This is a genomic window from Sphingobacterium sp. UT-1RO-CII-1 (assembly GCF_026711005.1).
GTDB lineage: Bacteria > Bacteroidota > Bacteroidia > Sphingobacteriales > Sphingobacteriaceae > Sphingobacterium.
Genome location: NZ_JAPPVJ010000005.1, coordinates 182,971 through 202,068, shown reverse-complemented (window position 1 = coordinate 202,068; position 19,098 = coordinate 182,971). Strand labels below are relative to the sequence as shown.

Sequence of the window (19,098 nt, the reverse complement as noted above, 5' to 3'; positions counted from 1 at the left end):
CCGTACGTTACTTTTTACGGTAAGGGTTGTAGGAAAACACGTAAAGTAGAGCTGCCAGAATTAATTTCCTCCAACAGTTCCGGAGATATTTCAGGCATGTCTGTAGTTCCGTCTTCCGGTGCCTTTATACCACAAACTTTGGTATCACCACCACAGGCCTGCGAGATATCACCATTGTAGCGTTCGTAATTTGACGGTTCGGTCGGGTCGTCATCGTGATTTTTTAAAACCCAACTTTCTTCCGTCTGCGCAACATTTGCTTTCATTTTAGCGTTTACTGTGTAAACACCTAATGCTAATAGTAGTGCCATCGCAGGCACAAGTTTAATGAGCTTTTTCATAGCTTCAAAAATTTAATTGTTTATAATATTTGGTCAGAGAGCGGGAAAGCCTGGTAGAACGTTTTAGCAACTTGCCTGTTCTTATGTTTTTCCTTGCGGAGATTGATACCTAAATTGTCGCAATTCCAAAAGGTTCTACCTTTATTTCCCCGGTCCTCAAGACCCTTTTTGCGGCTTCCCGTCGAAAGCCACTATGCATAGTTTGTTTTTATTCTTTCTTGTTGTTTGCTTTTAATGTTTTGCTTTTATAAACGAAATAAAATCCTGCCAGCGCCACCAGCGTATGTATGGCGTTAAAATAAAAGTGTTCGCGCCAGCCCATATCTTCAAACACTTTCCCGCAGGCACAGATCACATAGCCATACACTTCTTTATAAGCCAGGTAGGCATATACGGTATAGGCAAATAGCAGAGATCCTGCAAGCAGAAGCCCCCAAAGGCGTGTCCGCCTAAGTAAGAGCAGCAGCACCGTCGCCCATTCAATAACTGGCAGTGCATAAACCAATAATGGTTTTGACCAGCCCGGGAGCGGTTGTTTGCCCATCTGAATACGAAACACCGCATGGTGCAATACTTTGCTCAAAGCTGTTTGTACAAAAAGATAGATCAGCAGAGCAGCACAGAGCACCGCCAGGGCGTCTAGATAGATTGTCAGATGCTGCCTGAAATGTTTGTTAATATCGCCTGCTAATACTTTCATGTTTCTTTGTCTTTTTGTTTTTATACAGCCAAGAAAATCTTGTGGTTTTCTTGTATGTAGCTAAAGCAAAGATAATAGCAGTTGTTGGGCTAGCGTTGACCAAATCCGTGGTCTTGAGTATACAGTTTCCGTGGTAGCGCTCAGGGGCGTACTATAGGCTTATAAAAGATAGTATTCTTTCTTTGGTGGATATCCCGTTTCCCTTTCCTTGCGTCAATTCTGCAATAAGAGGTTTTGCTTGTCATATTCCTTAAAGTTAGGCTCCCTTAGTTAACGCATTTTTTTAGTATAGTTAAGAAACTCACTGGGCGTCTTGCCTGTTTGCTTCTGGAAAAAACGTGTAAAGGCCGACACCGAGCTATAACCGCAAGCGTAGGCGCAGGAGCTTATGGAGGGCGAGGTGGCCAATAGCTTTTTTGCCATAGCGAGTAATGTGGTGTCTTTTAGTTCGCTTAACGAGCAGCCGTAATATATTTTATGGATTTTGTTGAGATAGTCGACATTTCGATCCAGTAACTGTGCAAGCTCATGCACACGATACTCTTGCCCCAAGTGTTGTACCTTTTGCACAAGTAGTTTGTGTGCTTTAGTGGCCAAATTTTTGTCTGCGCTTTCTATCTTATACTCATCAAACACCTTTTCTTTCGAAAGTTTGATCAAGGCAATATAATGTGTCAATATGGTGCTTTCGTTGGATAGGTCAACATCGGTCAATTCATCGCAGAGTTGCTCGATATAAGCATGTGTTCGTTCAGCTACTTTAAAATCAATGCTGGCAACAGGCGCTGAGAGTTGCTGGCGCTGTGCATGCAGTAGGGGCAGAAGAAAATCAAATTGTAATTCATAATTTCTGCGGAATATCTTACCGTCAAAATAGAAACCAAAGAGTAGGCTTCTGCCTTTGGACAGTACAAGGTAATATCGCCCTGTCGGAAGGTAGAAGTAGCGGGCACGTTTTGCAGATAAAACTATTTTTGTGTCTTTTTTATTTTTAGCATATAATTCAATCCCTTGGCCCTGTATTAGGTAGAGCACATGTAGATCGTTTTTCTTGATCTTGATAGGAATAGTTTTTTCTTGCTCTAGGCTTATTTCATGGCAATATAGATAGCCATATCTGCCATCGAACTCTTGCGTAATGGCCCAATCGGAATCTTTCTTATAGTGCTTTTGTTTCGAATGACGGATTAACACTTCGGGCTTTCTAAGACCGACTGTGCTCGGGTTTAGAGCTCGGCCAAAGTAAGCGCGTAAATTGATATGTAAACTTTTTTTCATAATGTGGATAGATGACTGTTTTACAAAGTAGGTGGAATAAAGTCTGTGTTGTCAAAATTAAAAACAGTATCTTTTGGTTACAATGGCTTCAGGTAGGCAAAATGGTCGAAGTACAAGAATATGTACTTCGGTTACAGCGGATTTTGACCAAAATTCACAGTACTCTTGCCAAAAAGAGAAAATATGTTGAGAAAACAAGCACTTTTATTTTCACAGATCGAATATATGCATTACTTTTCTGTCTATTCAAGGTGCTAGATTTATTGATTGTTACGTTTTTTTTTGATATCTTTTTTTTGTCTAAAAAGAAATAAAGTTAATCTATTTTAGCATTGGTCGACAAGGTAGAATCTAATTAAGCTTATAGACTTTTTCTGCGACTTGCACTCGAAGGCCACTCGAAGGATAGTCGAAGCTGGTTGTATGAATCTACTTACAGAACAGTTTTTTCTTTTGTTTTTGGGACAATCTGTCCCGTATAGTCCCATGTTGTTCCATTGCTTTATGTTTTAGGTGATAAGAGCCTAGTTTCGCTGTTGATGTCAAGAAGTAGTTTACAGGTAGACGATGGTTTAACAGTTTAAAAGAATCAAAAAATGGCGAGATTTTTAAAAGGAATTACAGGCGCTTATTCGGGTACAGTAGTGTTTTACCTGCTCAACAAACAGCTGCATAAACCTAAAAATAAAGATGAATAAAGTGCTAAACGGGAGCGGCAAAATAGGCTGATAAACGAAAAAAGGTTTTCAAACGGGGAGAATGAAAACCTTTTAAACTAACCAATTATAAACCTAAATTATGATACCACAAATATAAGGCTTAATTGTATGTTGTGCAACTATTTTAACATTTTTTAGCATTTGAAGCCGTAGCCTAGGCTAAACTTATGTTTAGAGCTTGCTTTCTTTTTTAACTTTTCTCTTGCTTGTTAATTTTAACGCCTGATTGATTTCGTGCTGCGTTTCCAGATATTTGATGATTTCGATGGCGATATCTTTTTCAGTAGCCGTTTCTATTCCCTCTAGGCCTGGCGAAGAATTGACCTCCAGAATCAAAGGCCCACGCGACGATGGCAGCATGTCCACGCCCGCCACGGTTAAGCCCATAGCTTTGGCTGCCGATATAGCAGTGGCGCGCTCGGCACGCGTAAGTTTGACAATCTCGGCCGTACCGCCACGGTGCAGGTTAGAGCGGAATTCGCCTTCTTTGGCAGTCCGTTTCATAGCGCCCACGACTTTACCATCCACCACAAAAGCACGGATATCGGTGCCCTTAGCTTCTTTGATGTATTCTTGTATCAGTATGTTATTGCCCAGGCCGTAAAAAGCTTCGATAACAGATGATGCCGCCTTTTTTGTTTCGGCAAGAACCACCCCGATGCCCTGCGTGCCTTCCAGTAGCTTGATAACCAGTGGCGCACCGCCTACCATATTGATGAGGTCGTCCACGTCCGATACAGAACGTGCAAAGCCCGTAATAGGCAGGCCTAAACCGGCACCTGATAAAATCTGCATACAGCGCAGCTTGTCCCGCGAGCGGGTGATGGCTTGGCTGGGGTTGGCAGAGACAACACCCATAACTTCAAATTGACGGACAATCGCCGACCCATAAAAAGTAAGTGAAGCCCCGATACGCGGTATAACAGCATCGATGTGCGAAAGGTCTAGACCTTTGTAATGTATAGTGGGCTTACCCTGCTGTATGCCTACATAGCATTTGCTGTGGTCAATAACTTCGCAGTTGTGTCCACGCGATTGTGCTGCTTCTACTAAGCGTCGGGTAGAATAGAGGTTTCTATTCGTTGATAATACGGCGATATTCACGTAAAGTTTTATTAATTAAACAGATGAATCTGATATTAGTTTTTATAATGATTTTTTAGACAAGTTCTTCTTAGAAACATCAACAAGAAATTTTCCGCTGATAAAGTTCCGGCCCAGTAACATGGGGTAGGTCATGGAAGACCGGTCACGTACGGATAATTTAATATCAAAAAGCTCGTTGTGCAATTTTATTTTGGTAATAAATATATGACGGGTTTCCGCTTGACCGAACGAGCTTTTAACGGTACGTTCCCGGTATATAGGGAACGTAACTTCGATAAGCTGCCCCGAATGGTTTTCGGGATGACCATCAATAAAGCAGCGGATAAAACGATGTCCGTTTTCTTCAAAAACAACATAACGCTCGCAGTGAAGAACGGACGTCTCAGCGCCGGTATCGATCTTAGCCAAAATTTGGTACAGACCGATTTCCGGTAAGTCAACAGTTTCAATACTGCCGATGATCCGTTTTTCCTTTAGAATAGCCATCTAGGTGTAAATGAACTCGCCGTACGGAGAGCGTATGCTTACTTTTTTCGTCGCTGAAGCTTCAACACGGCCGATAACCTGCGCCGCAATACCGAATGATTCAGAGATAGCAATAATATCGGCAGCGATAGCTTCCGGAACGTAAAGCTCCATTCTATGCCCCATATTAAATACTTTATACATTTCTTCCCATGGCGTATTGGACTGTTTCTGTATCAGGTCAAAAAGCGGCGGAATAGGGAATAAATTGTCTTTGATGACATGGTTCTCGTCGATGAAATGCAAAACCTTAGTTTGTGCACCGCCCGAGCAGTGTACCATACCGTCAATCTGCTTACGGTATTTGTCTAAAACAGCTTTGATAACCGGAGCGTACGTACGCGTAGGAGAAAGCACGAGCTTCCCTGCATCGATCTCTTCGCCTGTTTCTACTTTTATTTTGTCGGTTAAACCGCAGCTGCCCGCAAAAATAAGCTCGTATGGAACAGCAGGGTCGTAGCTTTCTGGGTATTTTTCGGCTACGGCTTTATGAAAAACGTCATGACGAGCAGAAGTAAGCCCGTTTGAGCCCATACCGCCATTATAAGCTTGCTCATAAGTCGCCTGCCCATAAGAAGCCAAACCTACGATAACGTTGCCCGCTTGTATACGGTGGTTCGAGATAACGTCTTCACGTTTCATGCGGCAGGTAACAGTACTGTCAACGATGATCGTGCGTACGATATCACCCACATCGGCTGTCTCGCCACCGGTCGAGTAAATGCCTATACCTAGGTCACGTAGTTCGGCAAGGACGTCTTCCGTGCCGTTGATGATTTCGGCAATAACCTCGCCCGGAATCAGGTTTTTATTTCGCCCAATGGTAGAAGATAATAAGATATTATCGATGGCACCTACACACAATAAATCGTCGAGGTTCATGATAATAGCATCCTGCGCAATACCGCGCCAAACTGATGCATCACCCGTTTCTTTCCAATAAACATAAGCCAAAGATGATTTTGTGCCCGCCCCATCAGCATGCATGATATTGCACCAAGATTCATCGCCGGCTAATATATCGGGAATGATTTTACAAAAGGCTTTTGGATAAAGACCTTTATCTATATTCTTGATAGCATTGTGTACATCCTCTTTTCCAGCGGAAACACCTCTTTGGTTGTATTTTAAATCTGACATCTTGCTTGCAAAAATAACAAACACATTCATATTCTTATAAGAGAAAAGAAAAAAGAACTAAATACTTTGTTTTGTTGCCTTTAAATGATTCAGCTAGAGCTGTTTTTATGAGCCGTATTTCAATATTTATGGCTTTTTTGTACCTTGGACATGTAATATCCAGGTGAAACCCATGAATCAAATATATTTTGCAGGCGCTATGCTGACAGATGCGGAAGGCCATTTGCTGGTGGTGAGAAAAAAAGGATCGCTTTTTTATATGATGCCGGGCGGCAAAATAGAGAAAACAGAGTCGCCGGTACAGGCTTTAATACGCGAGCTGCAAGAGGAAGTTGGTATAGCGGCGGAAGAGCATGACCTGCAATTTTTAGGGACACACCAAACTGAGGCTGTGAACGAACAGAAAACGCAGATAAAAGGCTATGTATATGCTTTAGCTATAACCGAAAAGGAAATAGCGAAAGCGCAGGCAGAAATTGAAGAGATCGTCTGGCTGACTCCCCATAACTACAAACAGTATAAAATGGCACATTTGCTCGAAGAGTATGTGCTGCCCCGCTGGCTGCTTAAATTTACTTCCCGTAAATAGCGTTAAGCTCCTGGGCTAAGCGTAAGCCCGCTTTAAGAAGTGCTTCTTCCATACGGTACTTGTTGTTATAAATGTAGTTATAGCTTAAGTTGGCATTGTGGGCAACTTCTGCATATATTATATTGGCAAGTTCGTGCGATTCATAGAGCCATTGGTCCAAGTCGCTATCTAAATAGCGACGGTAGTGGCTTTTGGGGTGTATGTCCAGCACATCTGCATATTCTGTATAGCTGTATTTTTCGTTGTCCACGAGGTCCGAGTCCCAGATGCGGTGGATATTTGCTTTTCTGCCAAAGAAGTCGACCGTTATTTTATTACCGCCCAAGTCTTCTGCACGCCCCACATGCATGGGTTGATGCGCATCGCCCAGTAGGTGCACGATAAAGTAAAGCTGCTGCTGCCGCGTCTGTAGGTCTGTATTCTTTTGCAGGGCTTCTCTACGGATACGCTGGTAGGCTTTATAAAGGTTTTCTTCGGGCGAGGCCTGAAGTTCCTGCACGAAGTCTGCCTTGGATAGGTTGGCCGAGGTGTTGATGTAATGGTAGGTGCCGGTGCTGTTTAAGGCAGGGTCGGGGTCAGACTTGATGAAGTCGGCCCAGTTGGACCAGTAGGCAAGTTTTTGGTCGCCGATAATTTTTTTAATCTCTTTGCGTGCTTTTTTGTTGAGGTGCCTTTCTGCAATTTCCGAAATAATCCTGTGCCCGGTCATACCCCAGGCCGCTGCAGAATTGTAGGAAAGGACTAAGATGCAAAAGAAGGTGAGTTTTTGAAAAATAGTTTGCATAGGTGTTTTGTTTTTTATTTAAAAATATCAAATCCATATTTAGCGGATGACCAAAAGCGGTCTAGCGCAAGCATGCGCGGCTTGAAAAAAGAAATAAGCACAGGCCAGTCTTCTGGTTTGAAAACAGAAACCTTCTTATCTAGTGTATACATGATACGGGCAGTGGCTTTGCCATGAGCGTCGTGGTAAAGCGGATGCCATATCCATTCCTCTTCAAGCTCGGCGTGCAGGAGGTTTTTATATTCGAGGAATTGCTCGAATAACAACTGCCGTATACCGGCGTCTGGGTGGCTGATTTCGATATAGATGGCTGCTGTTTTATTATCGGCGTCAAGCCGGAAATACAGATGTTTGATACCTGTTTTGTAGTTCAGCCAATTGGCTTTGCCACCCTCATCGGACGGAATGGGGTTCATGTATTGGCCGTAGCTGGTCCAGAATTTTTCTTTTAATTTTCTTGCCTCTTCTCGTGAATACACTTTTTTTCTTGCAAAACTATCAATAAATCATAAACTTTAGCGCCATAATTTTGTTAGAAGAATATGATGGATAAGAAAAAGTCGCTTTTACTTTTGACTGCCGTAGCAGCGGGAGCAACACTATACAATATTCTAAAACCCGTAAAGTCTAACGTGGAAGCCATGGAGGGGTTTGAATTAAACCGCTACCTGGGCGATTGGTATGAAATAGCTAGGCTTGATTTTTTTTGGGAGAAAAATCTTAAAAACGTGATGGCTTCGTATAGCATGCGTGAAGATGGCTTGATCAGGGTGGATAATCAAGGCTATGATATGGTGAAAAAGAAGAGGAAGCAAAGTGTGGGCAAAGCCAATTTTGTGGGAAGTGAAGATAGAGGGGGGTTGAAAGTGTCGTTCTTTGGCCCATTCTATTCAGGGTATAATGTCATGATGGTGGATGGCGATTATGAGTCGGCGCTGGTCTTTGGCGATAACCTGGATTATATGTGGATACTATCCAGAGAGAAAACAATAAGAAAAGAGGTAAAAGATAAATACCTGGATTTTGCACAGCGATCGGGCTATAATATTGATAAGCTGGTGTGGACCGTGCAGGATTAACGCGCAGGATTAAAATAACTATCGTTAATAAATATAACAGCACAAGACGTCTATAAAAGGCGTCTTGTGCTGTTATAAGGTAAAACCGGCTTATTTGCGGGTAATTAATGCACGGTTGTATTCATAGTTCATACGTGCAATATTCAGAACCGAAATACCCTGTGGACATTCTACTTCGCAGGCCTCGGTGTTGGAGCAATGCCCAAAAGCTTCAGCATCCATCTGTTGCACCATGTTGATGACCCTTTCTTGCCGTTCTTCTTTACCTTGCGGAAGCAAGACCAAATGGTTGATTTTGGCAGAAGTAAATAATGCCGCACTTCCATTTTTGCAGGTAGCAACACAGGCACCACAACCTATGCAGGCCGCAGCGTCAAAAGCCTCTTCTGTGAGTTGGTGGCTTATGGGCAGACTATGCGCATCAGGCGCTTGTCCGGTATTGGTCGATACAAAACCGCCACTGGAAATGATGCGGTCAAATGCCGACCGATCCACCCGTAGGTCACGCTTGACAGGAAATGCCGCCGAGCGGAAGGGCTCGATGAAGATCGTTTCGTTATCTTGGAAAGACCGCAAATGTAATTGACAGGTGGTGGTGTTTTCTAAAGGGCCATGGGCTATGCCGTTGATCATCATGCCGCACTGCCCGCATATACCTTCTCGGCAGTCGTGGTCAAACTCCACGGGCTCTTCACCGTTGAGTATTAGGGTTTCATTTAAGGTGTCCATCATTTCCAAAAAGGACATATGGGGGTTTAAATGATCTAAGGTATAATCAACCAGTTGACCTTGAGAATTTCGGTCTTTTTGGCGCCAGACTTTAAGGTTAAGTTTCATCTGTAGTTTGTTTTGATTTTCAATAGCCAATTGGAGTGTCCAAATGGCGTTTGTTTCTCTTTTCGAAGCTTAGGCTGCATAGGGTAGCTCATACATTATTTATAACTACGTACTATAGGCTGTAAAACTTCAAAAGTTAGTTCTTCTTTATGTAAAATGGGCTCACCCTGCATACCCGGCCACTCCCAGGCCGAAATAAACTGATATTCGCTGTCGTTGCGCAGTGCCTCGCCATCTTCGGTTTGATATTCTTCACGGAAATGTGCACCGCACGATTCGTTGCGGGTTAATGCATCAAAGCACATGAGCTCGCCTATTTCGAGGTAATCAGCCACCCGGCCGGCTTTCTCCAGCTCGCTGTTCATGCTGCTTAAGTTGCCTGGTACTTTTACATTTTTGTAAAAGTCTTCCCGCAGCTTGCGGATTTCCTGGATGGCCAGTTCTAAGCCGGCAGCATGACGGGCCAGTCCGCAATAATCGTAAAGTATTTTACCCAATGTCTTGTGGTAATAATCTACTGTTTTACTGCCGTTAATGCCTATTAATTGCTGTAGGCTGCCTTCTACGGCCTCGTGTGCACGGGCAAATTCGGGATGGTCTGTGCTGATCTTGCCGGTATGTATATCTCCCGAGAGGTAGTTGGCAATTGTATAAGGAGCGATAAAATAGCCATCGACAGATGCTTGCAGCAAGGAGTTGGCACCCAGCCGGTTTGCGCCATGGTCGGCAAAGTTTGCTTCGCCAAGGGCAAACAGCCCGGGCAGGGTGGTCATCAGTTCATAATCGACCCACAGACCGCCCATAGAAAAATGCGCTGAAGGCGAAATCATCATGGGTTCTTTGTAGGCATCGACACCGGTAATTTTGCGGTACATGTCGAAAAGATTACCGTATTTTTCTTTAATCTTGTCGTGCCCCTGTTCTTTGATGGCTTTAGCAAAATCAAGGTATACGGCGTTCTTAAGAGGGCCGATCCCGAAGCCGGCATCAATTCTTTCTTTGGCGGCCCGAGAAGAAATATCCCTAGGGGCCAGATTGCCAAAAGCAGGGTAGCGGCGTTCTAAGTAGTAGTCGCGCTCGTCCTCGGGGATAGTATTTGCCTCGCGTGTTTCATCCGCTTTTGTAGGTACCCAGATACGGCCGTCATTACGCAACGATTCGGACATAAGCGTAAGCTTAGACTGGTAGTCGCCTGATTGTGGCAGCGAAGTGGGGTGTATCTGTATCCAGCTTGGACTGGCCATTAAAGCGCCTTTTTTATGGGCCCGCCAGATAGCAGAACCGTTGCAGCCCATAGCCAAGGTGGAGAGGTAATAGATTTTTCCATAACCGCCCGTAGCCAGGACAACCGCATGTGCGGCATGTCTTTCTATTTCGCCATTGTCGAGGTTGCGGACGATGATGCCGCGGGCCTTCCCGTCGATAACGACTAGGTCGAGCATTTCGTGGCGGGCAAATAGTTGGACAGCACCCTTACCTACCTGGCGCATGAGGGCTTGGTAGGCTCCTAAAAGTAGCTGCTGCCCGGTTTGACCACGTGCGTAAAAAGTGCGGCTCACCTGCACACCGCCAAACGAGCGGTTGTTGAGGTAGCCTCCATATTCTCGGCCGAAAGGGACACCCTGCGCCACGGCCTGGTCAATGAGGTTAAGCGAACATTCTGCCATGCGGTATACGTTGGCTTCGCGTGCGCGGAAGTCGCCCCCCTTTAAGGTGTCGACAAACATACGGTAGACACTGTCGCCGTCATTTTTATAGTTTTTGGCAGCATTGACTCCGCCCTGAGCAGCGACTGAATGTGCACGGCGTGGGCTGTCTTGAAAACAGAAGGATTTGACATTGTAGCCCATTTCGCCCAGAGAGGCAGCAATGGAGCTACCGGCTAATCCCGTGCCTACGACAATGACGTCGAGCTTTTTGCGGTTGGCGGGGTTGACCAGCTTGGCTTTTTTCTTAAAATTATCCCATTTATGTTCTAACGAACCTGCAGGAATTTTAGCATCTAATTTCATTTGCTTTAATTTTAATTCGTTGTAAAATAGATATAGATGGGCATCAAGGCGAAGCCTGTACAGATGAGTACAGCGTAGACACCTCCGATAATTTTAAACCAGCGCACATATTTTGGATGGAACACACCCAAAGTCCGCAAAGCACTGTGCAGACCATGAATTAAATGGTAGCACAGCGCAACCATGGATAAAACGTAGATGATGACGTACCACCACTCCTGAAATGTAGTAACAACGAGCTGATAAAGATCTTTCTTGCCGGCACTATCCAGCGGAAGCGTGCCGAATTTATAGACATACCAGAAGTTTTGGAAATGTATGACCAGAAAGATCAGAACAAGTGTGCCAAGTACGCCCATATTGCGGCTGTACCATTTGCTAGCACGGCCTCTGCTATCTTTTTTATAAGGGGCTGTCGCTTTTTTGTTTTTTATCGTGACAAGCAAAGCGTCGATAACATGCACAATAATACTCAGGTATAAGATGTATGACACAAGCTTTATGAAGGTGTTGCCCGAGAGAAATTGAGAATACCAGTTGAATTGTAAGCGCGCTTCTTCGGCCGGCAGGAAAAGTTGCAGGTTACCCAATAGATGGATAAGGAGGAAGAAGGCAAGAAATAGTCCGGTAAGGCATAAAAGCATTTTACGGGATAAGGTCGTTAACATAGTCGTGTAATTTTAATAGTAACCGATTACTTTCATCCATAAACCGCCTACAGCCATATAGATGACCAACAGGACGATCCCGATCTCTAAACCACGGAGCCACCAGGCTTTAAGGTCGACATAGCCGCTACCAAAAAACACAGGAGCCGGACCATGGCCATAGTGCGTTAGCACGCCGTATATAGAGCCCATAAAGCCCAGCATCATGGCTAGAAGCATGCCCGGAATACCGAGCGAGATACCCACGCCAAGCAGGGCAGCATACATGGCTGCAACATGGGCAGTGGCGCTGGCAAAAATATAATGGCTGAAGAAGTACACCAGGATGATAACTGGGAAAGCAACCACCCAATCCAACCCGCCGATCTGGACTTTAACCAAATCGCTGAACCAGCCGATGAAGCCAAGTTCATTGAGCGAGCTGGCCATCATGACCAAAACAGCAAACCAAACGATGGTGTCCCAAGCTCCCTTTTCGGCTTTGACATCTTCCCAGGTTAATACCGAGGTGAGTAAGAGAAGCGTTAAGCCTATAAAGGCAGTGGTCGTAGCATCGATAGATAGCGAACCACCAAAGATCCAGAGCGAAAGTAGAACAAAAAAAGCAACGAGCATCAACCATTCATGGGTAGTGATGGGTCCCATTTCCCGGAGTTTGTCGTCGGCCATTTTTGCAGCGTTGCCCGTCTTTTTTAATTCAGGTGGATAAAGTTTGTACAGCACCAAAGGAACAATAATAAATGCCGCAAGGCCGGGGACGAAGCCCGCAACAGCCCAGGACATCCAGGTGATGTCTACCCCCAGGTTGGCGGCAAATTTTTGACACATGGGGTTGCTCGCTGTGCCCGTTAAAAACATCGACGAGGTGATGAGGTTCATGTAGTAACTGTTGAGTGTTAGAAACGAACCTAGTTTTCGGTGTGTAGCAGGATTGTCTGGGACAGAACCAAAGCTCATGGCCATAGATTTCATGATGGGGTAGATAATACCTCCGCCACGGGCCGTGTTGCTGGGAATTGCCGGAGCAAGACACATATCGGCTAGGCCTAAACCGTAGGCAAGACCTAGAGAGCTTTTGCCGAAAATTTTGATAAAAAGGAAAGCAATCCGATTGCCCAGACCCGTTTTGATAAAACCACGGGCGATGAAAAAGGAGATACCGATAAGCCAGATTACTTTATCGCCGAAACCGCTGAGGGATTTGGTAATAGAAGCCCCTGGGTTGCCTGGCGCTAAGACCTGTGTCAAGGCGGTAAAGCCTATAGCCATCATACACATAGTGCCCATAGGAGCAGCTTTAAGGATGATGCCCAGAATGGTAGAAGCAAAGATTGCGAATAGGTGCCAGGCTTCCGGAGCGACCCCTTCAGGAGTGGGGATGAACCAGAGAACCAAGGCAACTAAAAAGGTGATGCCAACCTTTTTAATATTAATTTCTTTCATAGTTGGTGGTTTATATTGTTAAAGTTGTTTTTGTTAAAGCCTGCTCTGTACCTGTATGATAAATAAGTTGCCATTGTAGGTCGTTGTATTTGCATATTGATGTTTGTAGCGATCCATTTGTAACCCTACCTGTATACGCGCCCCGTAGTCCTTTAGAAATTCTAAACCCAACATAGGGGTGATGGTTTGTCTGGGGTTGGAAGTACGGTTAAAGTCGCGATCTAAATATTCGTAGCGACAGGATGCTTCAATAGAACCTAGGTTTTTATGACGGATCTGGTAACGAAGATTGGGCAAAAAATAAAAACCGCGCATAAGGTAATTGTTGATGTTGTCGGTTCTTTCTGCTTCGGGGGTCGAGAGGTAAAGCGCATGGTTTGTTGCTTGCTTGCCTTCGAGCTGCAGATCGAGGTACCACTTTTGAGAAAAGGGAATATTGCCCACTATATCTGCGCCCCAAGCGTATACTTGTTTTTTGATGACCTCGCCGACACCGCCATTGAGACCAATATTGACGCCGTATTTTTTGGATAAACCAAATACCATGCGTGTCATGTATTGTTTGCCGTTATCGTTGTCGGAGACCTGGTTTTTTCCGTTTCCATTGACCACCGATACCGCATATTGAAAGGGCATTTTGCCCAAGTGTAGCGTGCCGCCGATGGAAGCTCCGATCTGGAAGCTTGTCCACCCGTTTTTTCCAAATTCGCTGTATTGGTTAGACCAATCGAGAGATTTCATAATGTCGGCAGGGTAGGTTTCTTCGATGCCGAACCAGGGTCTAAATTGCCCGACCGTGATGGCTGCTTTAGGGCTGAAGGTGTATTTGAGGTAAGCATTTTCTAAAACTCTGGTTTTGGGGTCGTTCTTGAAATCGGCCAAGTTGACTAAAGCGACAACCTCGGTGCGCTGGCTGACCCGAGCCTGCACCTGCGCCCGCATATATTTGAGCGCAAATGAATTGCTGACACCCGAATGGTCGGCATGATGGAGCCCGCCCACATCTACATCGTCTTTTGCACTTACTACATAACGGGCCTGAAACAGTCCCTTAAATTTAAAAGTAGGGTAGTTTTCAAAATGTTTGCCCCAGGTGCTATCGGGCACCTGGCCGTAAATTTTTGAAAACGGAAGCAGCACGGCGAGTAAAACTGCCGCTAAATAAATAAAACTGTTTTTCATAGGCCAATTCACAATTACATATGTTTGACATTAAATTGGTGTAGTTTAAATACAATTGAAGATAATAATTGTTTTGAAAAAATATTTTAATTATTAAAAAATGCTGTAGATGTTCGGTTGTGAGGGTTTAATCCTAACTAAATGGATTAGAGTTGAAGGTGTAAACTTTTTCTAAATTGAGAATAAAGAGTGACTGGCTGTTGACTTGAACGGTATGTTGGGTAGAAGAGGAACGCGAAGAGGCTTACAAGGTATAGGGATTGTAGGGTGGAGGCAATGAAATATGTGCGGCACTATTGCCATGGGGGATAAATTGATATATAAAAAAAGCCCGAGAAACTTTCTCAGGCTTTGTGGAGAATATCGGGGTCGAACCGATGACCTTTTGACTGCCAGCCAAACGCTCTAGCCAGCTGAGCTAATCCCCCTTTTTAGAATTTAGACAAATATAGGATTTAAAACGGAATAATCAATCGATAAATCAGAAATAATTAGTTCGGCAATGCTGTTTAAATCATCTGTAGTGATGCGGTTGCTCATGCCTGCATTAAAAGAGCGGCTGAGTATCAGGGCGGTTTCGATGCGCTCGGATTCTGTTATTAAGTTGCTGCCCTGATAAAAATTAACCAAAGAGGAGGAAAAAGTAACAAAAGATTCTAAACTGAAAGCATGTTGGCTAGCTAATATATGGCGCATGTATTTTTCAAAATCTCCGATAATCATGGCGTGTTGCGTATCTGTCATGACGCAAAAATACTTATTAATTTAAAATTATGAAGTGATTTCTTGTTCATTGACATGATAGATGATGTGTCAACAAAGTGACGAAAGCTTTCGACTTTTATATGTATGTTTAGAATTGACAGTGAATAACCTGATTTAACATTAAGTTTATATGAACTGTTTATCTTTACGGAGGTGAAAAAAAACAAACCGAGCTTGCATGCTCATGAAATAATAAACATATGAAAAAGACACTATTAGTTTTTTATTTTTATTTTATATTCCTAGTTGCAGGATTTGCTGCTGAAAAGCCTAAGTATATATTTTATATGATAGGGGATGGAATGGGCCTCAATCAGATTAATTTGACAGAAGTATTCTTGGCAGCGCAGGAAGATAGGAATACCGTGTTTCCTTTGGTTTTTTCTAAATTTCCCTATGCGACATTTGCGACTTCTTACTCTCTGTCGCACGGAGTGACCGACTCGGCAGCTGGAGGAACAGCTTTGGCTGTAGGGAAGAAGACTAAAAATGGTGTGTTGGGCATGGATAGTGCAAGCACAGTTTCTTATAAAAGTATTGCCGAAGCAGCAAAAGAAATAGGGATGAAAGTAGGAATTACGACTTCTGTAAGTATCGACCACGCCACACCAGCTTCATTTTATGCAAAGCAGGCCAGTAGAAATAATTATTATGAAATAGGATTGGATCTGTTGAAGTCGGATTTTGATTTTTTTGCAGGATCAAGTTTCCTCCGTCCGGATAGAAAAGCAGATAACAGCCAAGCACCTTCTTTATTCCCGCAGTTTGAGAAAGCAGGCTATACATTGGCGTATGGATTGAAAGAGTATGAAGCGGTGAAAAATAAAACAGACCGCATTATCCTGATGAACGATAAAGGAACAGAAGCAGATGCGCTGAAGTTTGCGATAGACCAAGAAGAAGGCGATCTAAACTTGGCACAGATAACAGAAGCAGCTATTGAGACTTTGACAAAAAACAATGACAAAGGTTTCTTCTTGATGGTAGAGGGCGGGAAGATTGATTGGGCTTCGCATGCCAATGATGCCACAACGACGATTTATGAAATGTTGGACTTTAACGAATCCGTAAAAAAGGTTTATGAGTTTTATTTAAAACACCCCGAGGAGACTTTGATTATTGTAACAGCAGACCATGAAACAGGTGGTATAGCTATAGGAAATGGCAGCAGCAGACTGGATACTAAAAAATTGGCCAATCAGCGGGTCTCGCAAGGCGAGTTATCCAAGCGTTTAGCAACATTGAGAGCGTCTAAAAATGAAGTGAGCTGGGAAGAGGTGAAAAACTTATTAAGTGCTAATCTAGGGTTGTTTACAGCGATAGAGGTGAAAGAGGATGATGCAGAAGAGTTGAAAGAACTGTATGAGAAAAGCTTTGTAAACCATAAGGAAGAGACATCTAAAAGTTTGTATGCGACAGATAGTAAATTGGCGACTGAAGCTATTAAAATATTGAATAAGCAAGGTTCTGTAGCGTGGGCATCAGGAAACCACTCGGCTGCTTATATACCTGTATTTGCTATCGGAGCAGGTGCGGAGGTGTTTACGCACAAAATGGAAAATACAGATATTCCGAAAAAAATAGCGGAGTTAGCTGGTCTGGATTTATAGTTAAAAGAAAGAAGAAAAAAAGCATAAAAAGAAATGAAAATTGCGCACAGGCACGATTGCGCTAAAGATACATAGCGCTAATAGGTTAGCCATGGTGCGTAAAGGATAAAAGTCTGCCCTTGATTATATAAATAATAAAGGGCAGACTTTTTTAACTAGGCTGTTTGAGACTCTGGGAGTGCTGCAGAGGCGGTTTTTGCCTTTGCGTTATCTAAAACAATAAAGCGGTTGACCCTAATTTCATAGACTTCACGCTCAATGTCGTTGCTATCCATGTAGCTGCGCTGCAATAAAGCCCCTTGAACAGCAATGCGGCTTCCTTTTTTAGCACTTTTTTCCAGCCGTTCGGCAAGCTTTCCCCAAAATACGAGGCTATGCCATTTGGTATCCTGAACCCATTCGCCGGATCTGTTTTTAAAGAATTGCTGCGTCGCTAAACGGACATTACTCACTTTAGAGCCTAAATTTGTTGTTTTGACTTCTCCGTCGTTACCTAGACGACCGATCAGTTGTACAGAGTTTACTAATGATTGCATATTCTTGAATTTAATTGTACATCACTGTTTAATATCTTATCTTCATATGTCAATAAAGCTAACTGATTGACTGATACAAAGATGTTGCGTGTTTTTGGAAATAATCGTTTTTAAACACTTATAAACGGTTATAAGCGTTTGAAAACGTTTGAAAACGGATAATTATGATAGAAGAACGATTTTGCTTAGCCTGTGAAAAGGTGTTACGGGGGCGTATAGATAAACGCTTTTGTGATAGTGACTGCCGTAATTTATATAATAACCAGCTGCATGTTCAGGCAAATAATTACGTGCGGAAAGTGGATAGGGATTTGAAGAAGAACAGGCGGATCCTGAAGCAGAGTTTGGGGGAGGAGAAGATGGTGAAAGTGAATAAGGACAAACTGCTGGCAAAAGGTTTTCGAACGGACCTGTTTACCGGACAATTAGTAACAGCGAAAGGACAGGTATACTTTTTTGTATACGAGTATGGTTACCTGCCTTTGGAAGGTAATTTGTTTTTACTAGTAAAGCAGCGTATAGCTGATTGACAAGCCTAGCTAAAAAGCAGTATATGTAAAGAATAAGCCAGCTGTTAAAGCTTAGCTGCTAGCTCGGGGATGAATTTGGTCCAATGAATATCCCCTCTTTTTTTACCTAAGCGCACTATGATTAGATCCTTTTCAGGATGGACATAGATGTATTGCCCAAGCATACCGTCGGCGTAAAAGTCTCCGTCTTTGCTGGGCAACCACCACTGGTATTGATAACGCCAAGAACTTCCTTCGGTGGTATCGACTTTGGTAGATTCTTTTACCCATTGCTCAGAAACAATCTGCTGGCCGTTCCAATTGCCTTTTTGTAAGTATAAGCGCCCGAGTTTGGCAAAGTCGCGCGCGCGGGCATTTAAACAGCAAAAAGTTTTTTCGAGCCCCTCTTTTTTACGGTCTAAGCTCCAGCTGGCATCATATTCCATTCCTAAAGGTCGCCATACTTTTTCGTCGAGGTAGCTGGTGATGCTGCGGTCTTTTAGGGCTCTTTCTAGCACAAGACCCAGTACTTGGGTTTCGCCACTTTTATAGGCAAATTTCTGACCGGGCGCAGTCTCGGCATGTACTTTTTTTAAGGCTTTGCGCAGGTTGGTGCCGTAGTAATAGTTGGCTGCATCGCCAAAAGGGTTGCTGTAGCTCTCCGTGAATTTTAAGCCAGCTGTCATTTGGAGCAGGTGTTTTATCGTGACATTTTCTAGGCCATTGGCTTTAAATTCGGGTATGTAGTTGGTGATAGGTTCGTCGACCGATCGGATTAAACCATCATCAATAGCAATACCGATAAGCATAGAGGTGATGGATTTGGCCATAGAAAAGGAAGCAACAATAGATGCTTCATCGTATTTGTTAAAGTAGCGCTCGTATTGTATGCTGTCGTTCTGGATGATTAGAAAAGCGACGCTATGGTTGTCTTTTAATACCTGATCAAAGCTTTTGCCCGTGCTATCGCTATAAATCGACTCGCTGTCTAGAGGAGAGGTAGCCTCAGGGAAAACAAAAGGTGCGGCGCTGGCGTGCAGTGGGCGCGCAGGGAATATTTTATGATCGGTGATGTTGGCAAAGTTGTAATAGGCGAAACGGCCATACTTGCAGGATTGCAGGCTGACAATGCATAGGAGAAAGAAGGCAAACTGGATTTTTCTATTCATGGCTACATTTGATAAGTGTATGTTTTAAAAAAACATACAGCAACTAACAGGACCAAGATAGTAATAGTTTTTTTATAGCGAAAATTGCCTTTCCTGATTTCTTTA

Annotated in this window: 20 protein-coding genes and 1 tRNA gene; 4 read left to right on the top strand and 17 right to left on the bottom strand. The window is 43.6% G+C overall.

Annotation, left to right across the window (positions count from 1 at the left end; genetic code table 11):
- Positions 1-14: 14 nt before the first annotated feature.
- The 6 genes from ORI89_RS12660 to ORI89_RS12635 form a co-directional block, all read right to left on the bottom strand.
- Positions 15-341 carry a hypothetical protein gene (locus ORI89_RS12660; RefSeq protein WP_268230855.1) on the bottom strand — a complete coding sequence of 109 codons (327 nt, stop codon included), beginning with the start codon at positions 339-341 and terminating at the stop codon, positions 15-17.
- A gap of 208 nt (positions 342-549) precedes the next feature.
- Positions 550-1,041 (bottom strand): MauE/DoxX family redox-associated membrane protein, encoded by a 492-nt coding sequence (locus ORI89_RS12655; protein ID WP_268230854.1) that lies wholly within the window; start codon positions 1,039-1,041, stop codon positions 550-552.
- 270 nt (positions 1,042-1,311) lie between these two features.
- Positions 1,312-2,319 carry a helix-turn-helix domain-containing protein gene (locus ORI89_RS12650; RefSeq protein WP_268230853.1) on the bottom strand — a complete coding sequence of 336 codons (1,008 nt, stop codon included), beginning with the start codon at positions 2,317-2,319 and terminating at the stop codon, positions 1,312-1,314.
- An 890-nt stretch (positions 2,320-3,209) separates the two neighbouring features.
- Positions 3,210-4,142, bottom strand: a complete 933-nt coding sequence (gene rimK / locus ORI89_RS12645) for a 30S ribosomal protein S6--L-glutamate ligase (protein WP_268230852.1) — start codon at positions 4,140-4,142, stop codon at positions 3,210-3,212.
- 42 nt (positions 4,143-4,184) lie between these two features.
- On the bottom strand, positions 4,185-4,631 hold the full coding sequence (locus ORI89_RS12640) for an ATP-dependent zinc protease family protein (RefSeq protein ID WP_268230851.1): 447 nt from the start codon (positions 4,629-4,631) through the stop codon (positions 4,185-4,187).
- Entirely contained in the window at positions 4,632-5,810 is a 1,179-nt protein-coding gene (locus tag ORI89_RS12635) for an AIR synthase related protein (protein ID WP_268230850.1), read from the bottom strand. It abuts the gene before it with no gap.
- A gap of 172 nt (positions 5,811-5,982) precedes the next feature.
- On the opposite strand from ORI89_RS12635, the gene ORI89_RS12630 reads away from it, so the two are divergent.
- Positions 5,983-6,399: an NUDIX hydrolase gene (locus ORI89_RS12630; protein ID WP_268230849.1), complete on the top strand. Its 417-nt coding sequence runs from the start codon at positions 5,983-5,985 to the stop codon at positions 6,397-6,399.
- Here ORI89_RS12630 and ORI89_RS12625 read toward each other — a convergent pair.
- Positions 6,383-7,183 (bottom strand): S1/P1 nuclease, encoded by an 801-nt coding sequence (locus ORI89_RS12625; RefSeq protein ID WP_268230848.1) that lies wholly within the window; start codon positions 7,181-7,183, stop codon positions 6,383-6,385. The two genes, ORI89_RS12630 and ORI89_RS12625, sit on opposite strands and share 17 nt — an antisense overlap.
- A 14-nt stretch (positions 7,184-7,197) precedes the next feature.
- The gene (locus ORI89_RS12620) at positions 7,198-7,662 is read right to left on the bottom strand and encodes a DUF4268 domain-containing protein (protein ID WP_268230847.1); all 465 of its coding nucleotides are present in this window, start codon (positions 7,660-7,662) and stop codon (positions 7,198-7,200) included.
- 63 nt (positions 7,663-7,725) lie between these two features.
- Here ORI89_RS12620 and ORI89_RS12615 point away from each other — a divergent pair, with 63 nt between their 5' ends.
- The gene (locus tag ORI89_RS12615) at positions 7,726-8,262 is read left to right on the top strand and encodes a lipocalin family protein (RefSeq protein ID WP_268230846.1); all 537 of its coding nucleotides are present in this window, start codon (positions 7,726-7,728) and stop codon (positions 8,260-8,262) included.
- A 90-nt stretch (positions 8,263-8,352) separates the two neighbouring features.
- Here the strand turns inward: ORI89_RS12615 and ORI89_RS12610 are convergent, their stop codons facing one another.
- The 7 genes from ORI89_RS12610 to ORI89_RS12580 form a co-directional block, all read right to left on the bottom strand.
- Positions 8,353-9,099, bottom strand: a complete 747-nt coding sequence (locus ORI89_RS12610; protein ID WP_268231061.1) for a succinate dehydrogenase/fumarate reductase iron-sulfur subunit — start codon at positions 9,097-9,099, stop codon at positions 8,353-8,355.
- Positions 9,100-9,194: 95 nt separating this feature from the next.
- Positions 9,195-11,111 carry a fumarate reductase/succinate dehydrogenase flavoprotein subunit gene (locus ORI89_RS12605; RefSeq protein ID WP_268230845.1) on the bottom strand — a complete coding sequence of 639 codons (1,917 nt, stop codon included), beginning with the start codon at positions 11,109-11,111 and terminating at the stop codon, positions 9,195-9,197.
- A gap of 11 nt (positions 11,112-11,122) precedes the next feature.
- Complete coding sequence (locus ORI89_RS12600) at positions 11,123-11,779, bottom strand: succinate dehydrogenase cytochrome b subunit (protein WP_268230844.1); 657 nt, start codon at positions 11,777-11,779, stop codon at positions 11,123-11,125.
- Positions 11,780-11,791: 12 nt separating this feature from the next.
- Positions 11,792-13,222 carry an anion permease gene (locus ORI89_RS12595; RefSeq protein ID WP_268230843.1) on the bottom strand — a complete coding sequence of 477 codons (1,431 nt, stop codon included), beginning with the start codon at positions 13,220-13,222 and terminating at the stop codon, positions 11,792-11,794.
- 33 nt (positions 13,223-13,255) lie between these two features.
- The gene (locus ORI89_RS12590) at positions 13,256-14,404 is read right to left on the bottom strand and encodes a porin (protein WP_268230842.1); all 1,149 of its coding nucleotides are present in this window, start codon (positions 14,402-14,404) and stop codon (positions 13,256-13,258) included.
- Between the two features lie 354 nt (positions 14,405-14,758).
- Positions 14,759-14,832: transfer RNA gene (locus ORI89_RS12585), tRNA-Ala, on the bottom strand.
- A 10-nt stretch (positions 14,833-14,842) separates the two neighbouring features.
- On the bottom strand, positions 14,843-15,148 hold the full coding sequence (locus ORI89_RS12580; protein WP_268230841.1) for a hypothetical protein: 306 nt from the start codon (positions 15,146-15,148) through the stop codon (positions 14,843-14,845).
- A 221-nt stretch (positions 15,149-15,369) separates the two neighbouring features.
- Between ORI89_RS12580 and ORI89_RS12575 the strand changes: the two genes are divergently transcribed.
- Positions 15,370-16,779 carry an alkaline phosphatase gene (locus ORI89_RS12575; RefSeq protein WP_268230840.1) on the top strand — a complete coding sequence of 470 codons (1,410 nt, stop codon included), beginning with the start codon at positions 15,370-15,372 and terminating at the stop codon, positions 16,777-16,779.
- 155 nt (positions 16,780-16,934) lie between these two features.
- Here ORI89_RS12575 and ORI89_RS12570 read toward each other — a convergent pair whose 3' ends face one another.
- Positions 16,935-17,315 carry a single-stranded DNA-binding protein gene (locus ORI89_RS12570; RefSeq protein ID WP_268230839.1) on the bottom strand — a complete coding sequence of 127 codons (381 nt, stop codon included), beginning with the start codon at positions 17,313-17,315 and terminating at the stop codon, positions 16,935-16,937.
- A gap of 164 nt (positions 17,316-17,479) precedes the next feature.
- On the opposite strand from ORI89_RS12570, the gene ORI89_RS12565 reads away from it, so the two are divergent.
- The gene (locus ORI89_RS12565; protein WP_268230838.1) at positions 17,480-17,845 is read left to right on the top strand and encodes a hypothetical protein; all 366 of its coding nucleotides are present in this window, start codon (positions 17,480-17,482) and stop codon (positions 17,843-17,845) included.
- Between the two features lie 44 nt (positions 17,846-17,889).
- Here the strand turns inward: ORI89_RS12565 and ORI89_RS12560 are convergent, their stop codons facing one another.
- Complete coding sequence (locus tag ORI89_RS12560; protein ID WP_268230837.1) at positions 17,890-18,993, bottom strand: serine hydrolase domain-containing protein; 1,104 nt, start codon at positions 18,991-18,993, stop codon at positions 17,890-17,892.
- Positions 18,994-19,098: the final 105 nt, after the last annotated feature.

Excerpts from the sequence above, each read along its gene's own strand:
- ORI89_RS12640 (WP_268230851.1), bottom strand. The coding sequence starts at position 4,631 with ATGGCTATTCTAAAGGAAAAACGGATCATCGGCAGTATTGAAACTGTT.
- ORI89_RS12625 (WP_268230848.1), bottom strand. The coding sequence starts at position 7,183 with ATGCAAACTATTTTTCAAAAACTCACCTTCTTTTGCATCTTAGTCCTT.
- ORI89_RS12660 (WP_268230855.1), bottom strand. The coding sequence starts at position 341 with ATGAAAAAGCTCATTAAACTTGTGCCTGCGATGGCACTACTATTAGCA.
- ORI89_RS12570 (WP_268230839.1), bottom strand. The coding sequence starts at position 17,315 with ATGCAATCATTAGTAAACTCTGTACAACTGATCGGTCGTCTAGGTAAC.
- ORI89_RS12600 (WP_268230844.1), bottom strand. The coding sequence starts at position 11,779 with ATGTTAACGACCTTATCCCGTAAAATGCTTTTATGCCTTACCGGACTA.
- ORI89_RS12635 (WP_268230850.1), bottom strand. The coding sequence starts at position 5,810 with ATGTCAGATTTAAAATACAACCAAAGAGGTGTTTCCGCTGGAAAAGAG.
- ORI89_RS12590 (WP_268230842.1), bottom strand. The coding sequence starts at position 14,404 with ATGAAAAACAGTTTTATTTATTTAGCGGCAGTTTTACTCGCCGTGCTG.
- ORI89_RS12595 (WP_268230843.1), bottom strand. The coding sequence starts at position 13,222 with ATGAAAGAAATTAATATTAAAAAGGTTGGCATCACCTTTTTAGTTGCC.
- ORI89_RS12655 (WP_268230854.1), bottom strand. The coding sequence starts at position 1,041 with ATGAAAGTATTAGCAGGCGATATTAACAAACATTTCAGGCAGCATCTG.
- ORI89_RS12615 (WP_268230846.1), top strand. The coding sequence starts at position 7,726 with ATGATGGATAAGAAAAAGTCGCTTTTACTTTTGACTGCCGTAGCAGCG.
- ORI89_RS12610 (WP_268231061.1), bottom strand. The coding sequence starts at position 9,099 with ATGAAACTTAACCTTAAAGTCTGGCGCCAAAAAGACCGAAATTCTCAA.
- ORI89_RS12560 (WP_268230837.1), bottom strand. The coding sequence starts at position 18,993 with ATGAATAGAAAAATCCAGTTTGCCTTCTTTCTCCTATGCATTGTCAGC.
- ORI89_RS12630 (WP_268230849.1), top strand. The coding sequence starts at position 5,983 with ATGAATCAAATATATTTTGCAGGCGCTATGCTGACAGATGCGGAAGGC.
- ORI89_RS12575 (WP_268230840.1), top strand. The coding sequence starts at position 15,370 with ATGAAAAAGACACTATTAGTTTTTTATTTTTATTTTATATTCCTAGTT.
- ORI89_RS12605 (WP_268230845.1), bottom strand. The coding sequence starts at position 11,111 with ATGAAATTAGATGCTAAAATTCCTGCAGGTTCGTTAGAACATAAATGG.
- ORI89_RS12565 (WP_268230838.1), top strand. The coding sequence starts at position 17,480 with ATGATAGAAGAACGATTTTGCTTAGCCTGTGAAAAGGTGTTACGGGGG.
- ORI89_RS12580 (WP_268230841.1), bottom strand. The coding sequence starts at position 15,148 with ATGACAGATACGCAACACGCCATGATTATCGGAGATTTTGAAAAATAC.
- ORI89_RS12650 (WP_268230853.1), bottom strand. The coding sequence starts at position 2,319 with ATGAAAAAAAGTTTACATATCAATTTACGCGCTTACTTTGGCCGAGCT.